The organism is Howardella ureilytica (assembly GCF_054657495.1).
In genome coordinates this window covers 1-4,814 of sequence record NZ_BAAHYP010000019.1, presented here as the reverse complement: position 1 = coordinate 4,814, position 4,814 = coordinate 1, and the positions used below count along the sequence as shown (strand labels likewise).

1 protein-coding gene and 1 pseudogene are annotated in these 4,814 nt (G+C 39.8%); both read left to right on the top strand.

Annotated elements, in window-relative coordinates; translation table 11 throughout:
- Positions 1-958 (top strand): annotated as a pseudogene (locus ACYQ1N_RS07470) (hypothetical protein); the annotation flags it as partial.
- Positions 959-1,263: 305 nt separating this feature from the next.
- Positions 1,264-4,716 carry a YDG domain-containing protein gene (locus tag ACYQ1N_RS07465; protein ID WP_459834479.1) on the top strand — a complete coding sequence of 1,151 codons (3,453 nt, stop codon included), beginning with the start codon at positions 1,264-1,266 and terminating at the stop codon, positions 4,714-4,716.
- The last annotated feature ends 98 nt before the right edge of the window (positions 4,717-4,814 follow it).

Here is a 4,814-nt window from a genome sequence, read left to right as displayed (position 1 = left end):
CACAGACGACGACGGAGTAAGCGACGGAGACGAGAAGAAAGACGGAACGAACCCTCTTAAACCTGATACGGATGACGACGGAGTAAACGACGGAGACGAAAAGAAAGACGGAACGGATCCTATTAAACCTGATACGGACGAAGACGGAGCAAGCGACGGAGACGAGAAGGAAGACGGAACGGATCCCCTTAAAGCCGATACGGACGAAGACGGAGTAAGCGACGGAGACGAGAAGGAAGACGGAACGGATCCACTTAAACCTGATACGGATGATGACGGAGTAAGTGACTTGGATGAGAAGGAAGACGGAACGGATCCCCTTAAACCTGATACGGATTACGACGGAGTAAGTGACTTGGATGAGAAGGAAGACGGAACGGATCCACTTAAAGCCGATACGGACGGAGACGGAGTAAGCGACGGGGACGAGAAGGAAGACGGAACGGACCCTATTAAACCTGATACGGACGGAGACGGAGCAAGTGACGGAGACGAGAAGAAGGACGGAACAGATCCGCTTAACGCAGATACGGACTTGGACGGAGTAAGTGACGGAGACGAGAAGGAGGACGGAACAGATCCGCTTAACGCCGATACGGACTTGGACGGAGTAAGCGACGGAGACGAGAAAAAGGACGGAACAGATCCACTTAACGCAGATACGGACTTGGACGGAGTAAGCGACGGAGACGAGAAGAAGGACGGAACGGATCCGCTTAACGCTGATACAGACGGAGACGGAATAAGTGACGGAGACGAAAAGAAGATTGGAACAGATCCTCTTAAATTTGATGACAGATCGGATGTGGTTCTTTATAATTCCGCAAAATCCGAAGCACCTGATACGGGAGACACAACCGGTAACGTATGGAAGGCCGTAAGCATATTTACCGTTCCTGTTGCCGTATTGTTTACAGTTTTGGGAATAAAAAGAAAAAGAAAAAACATAAAAAAATAATGACGTAATTGAATCGGAACATGTACGATTAAGTCAATCATTTTCTTGTGAATAGGTTAATATTATACATGTGGATATGAGTAAAAATAAGTCAGTTGCGATTATATCGATTTGTTTGAACAATCGGAAAATCAGAGATTAAAGATAAGATTTAGAGTCGGGAAGACACCGTTATATGTTTTAAGATAATATATGCTTAATTAACAATGACGGTGTCTTTACGATTTTGATGAGTTTATTTTTAAAAATCAAATGAAGTTTATAGGAACTGATTTTTAAATTTTATATATTTGGGAAGTATGGATATGAAAAAAATCAGGAAAAGCAAAATCAGCGGAAATATGAAAAAAATCAATGCGTTTATTATATCCGGCGCACTGGCGACGGCAATAGGAGTTACGGCTCCGGTTATGGCACAGGATAATCAAAAAAACGTCAACGACGGAGTAGAAAGTCCGGAACATGTTATTTCAAATGCGGAATATATATCATATTCAATGGATTATCGCCTTAATTATCAAAACGGCATTTTCGTATTGCTCGGGAAGGGGGCATTGGACAGTTTTGAAGTGAAGGGATTTACCAAGGAAAACGGAGAATATGTTGCAAATAAGGCTGAAGTTACAAACGGCAAAGAGACTGTTACGTTTGAAGGTGTGGATACCGACCGCATTAAAATGGCATATGCAAAAGACGTAGGATATTATATGTATGCCGACGGTGAAAATAAAGAAGTAAAAGTAACGGTGGAATATAAAAGCTGGTATATTGAGCATTTAAAATTAACAGATGAAACGAATACTGTGGAAAAAAATGAATACTCCGTTACGGACGGTTCGGATATGATACTCAGTACGACGGCTTCACATGTCAGAAAAATTCAATATGATGTGGCAAATCCTCCTTACAATATAGGCGATGACAACAGAATACAAATTGAAAATCCGACGGATGCCGTATATAACGGTAAAGAACATAAAATTACGGTAAAAGATGTCAGGAGAAAAAAAGAACTTACAGAGGGAACGGATTATGAATTAAGTTATGAACTGTACGGAAGTGCAGTATCCGAATGCAAGAATGCAGGCAGCTATAAAGTAAAAGTCATCGGAAAGGGATTGTATGCCGGTGAAAATGAAACAGAATATTGGATAACGCCTAAGCAGCTGGAAGTAAACGGCGAATATAAAGTTTTGGATAGAATGTATGACGGAAAGACTGATGCACAGATTGATACGGGACTTTTTACATTAGGCGGAATTATTCCGGGGGAAGAATCCGGAGTGGAGTTGGATTATAATGCGAATTTCAAAAATTCGGAAGTAGGCAACAATAAAGATGTTGTTGTAAGTCTTTTAAGTTTAAAAGGCGATAAATCACAAAATTATGCTATCGGAAGTGTAAACGGCGATAAAAATAAAGAACAGCATTTAACCGGGAATATATTGCAGAGTACATTTGTTTTTCATGATATAGCACCGGGTACATATACGGGAGATGTTAATAATCCGTCTGTTGTAATAACATCACCGTCCAATATAACAATAGGAAAGAATACGGATTATACATTAACTTATACTCAAAACGGAAAACCCGTAAATGAGTGCATAGATGTGGGAGAATACACAGTAACAGCTACCGGTATAGGTAATTATACAGGTACGGTTTCGAAGATATATACCATAAATAAAGCAGATGTCACTGCCGAAAACATAAGCGTAAAGGATAAGCCATACGACGGAAATACCGATGCGGAGTTAGAATTAAACAAGATTACACTTTCGGGAGTTTATTCCGGAGATGGTATTAATGTAACCGGAAGCGCTTCCTTTGACAGTGCCGAAACGGGTAACGATAAAAATGTAACCGTAAATTTGGAACTTACGGGAACAAGAGCATTTAATTACAATCTTATAAACAAAACCACAAACGTTAATGCAAATATTACTCCCGCATCTTTCAAAGTATCCGTTGTAGGTAACAATACTACATATAACGGAAGCGCACAGAACCCTACGGTAACGGTAATCGATGCGGTAAGAGGCAATGTACTGCGTAAAGATACAGACTATGAGGTTACATATTCCGTTAACGGAAAAAGTGTAAACGAATGTAAAGATGCGGGAACGTATACTGTAACCGTAACAGGTAAAGGTAATTATGGTGGATCCTTTAACAGTACATATACAATTAATAAAAAGCAGGTTACTGTTTTGGGAATACAGGCAAAAAATAAGATATATGACGGAAATACCGATGCGGAACTGGACTTCGGTTCGGCACATATAGATGGCAAGACAGAAACGGACAACATTATATTATCTGCGGTAGGAACATTTGACAGTGCGGAAGTCGGAATGAATAAGCATGTTAATATTAAAGATATTTCTCTTTCGGGATCTTCAGCCGACAATTATTCTCTTGCACCGACGGGTCAGCAGGAATATGCATTGGCAACAATAAATAAGAAGGCAATTACGGATGACTTATCCGCATATGAAATAAATGTAACGCCGGAAAGCGGTTTATACAACGGAAACGCCCAAAATCCGACCGTAACCGTAACTGATAAAGAAACAGGTAAGACACTTTTGCAGGGAACCGATTATGATATCAGTTATACATTAAACGGACAAACCGTAAGAGAGTGTAAGGAAACAGGAGAATATACCGTCAAAGTAACGGGAAGAGGCAATTACGACGGTGTTGTTGACAGGAAATATACTATAGCCAAAATATCACTTGATGATTTTCATGTGGCGGCAGTGCCGGGCAATATTTATAACGGAAGTGTTCAAAATCCCGAAATAACCGTCAGTGCGGTTGAAACAGGTATGGCTTTGACCGAAGGAACGGATTATGAAATAAACTATGCATTAAACGGAAAAAATATAAGTGAATGCAGGAATGCGGGCGAATATACCGTAACAATAACGGGCAAGGGAAATTATACGGGAACAATTAATACTTCATATACTATTTTCAAGAAGCCGATTACAATTTCCGGTATCAATGCGAAAGATAAAGTATATGACGGAAATACCGATGCAGAGCTTGACTTCGGCGACGCGGACATAAGCGGAAAAGTTGACACGGATAATCTCGAGGTATCGGCTGTCGGAACATTTGACAGCGAATATGCCGGTGAGAATAAGTATGTTAACATCACAAATCTATCTATTTCGGGGACGGATGCGGATAATTGTTATCTTGCGGAGACGGGGAATCAGGAATATACATTGGCAGCAATAAACAAAAAGGCAATTACGGATGACTTATCCGCATATGAAATAGATGTAACTTTGTCCAATGCATATAACGGAAGCATACAAAATCCGATAGTGGTCTTAAGCGATGAAGAAACAGGCGAGACCTTGGAGTCCGGAACAGATTATGAAGTAAGTTATACATTAAACGGAAAAAGAGTAAATGATTGTAAAGATGCAGGGGAATATACCGTAACAATAACAGGTATAGGCAATTACTACGGATCCTTTGACAGAGTATATACAATTACCGAAAGTCCGAACTCTGATATCGACGTGGATGATAATAACGGCGAAAGCGATTCGAAAAATCCTGAAAATAACGGAACAGCCTCGAATACATCCGATGGTTCGATAAGCGGAAAAGATAACCCGAAAACAGGAGACGGTGTTGTTAAGGCATGGCCGATATTCGGAATATTTGTTTCTGTTGCAACATTGCTTGCATCTTTCGTCATAAGAAGAAAATCAAAAGAAAAAAGTGATAAATAATATTTATTAAAAATGAAAGCCTGTGCAATACATAATATATGCGGCATATATTATGTATCGTATTTGAAGCACATATTATAATAAATCAGATTCACAAA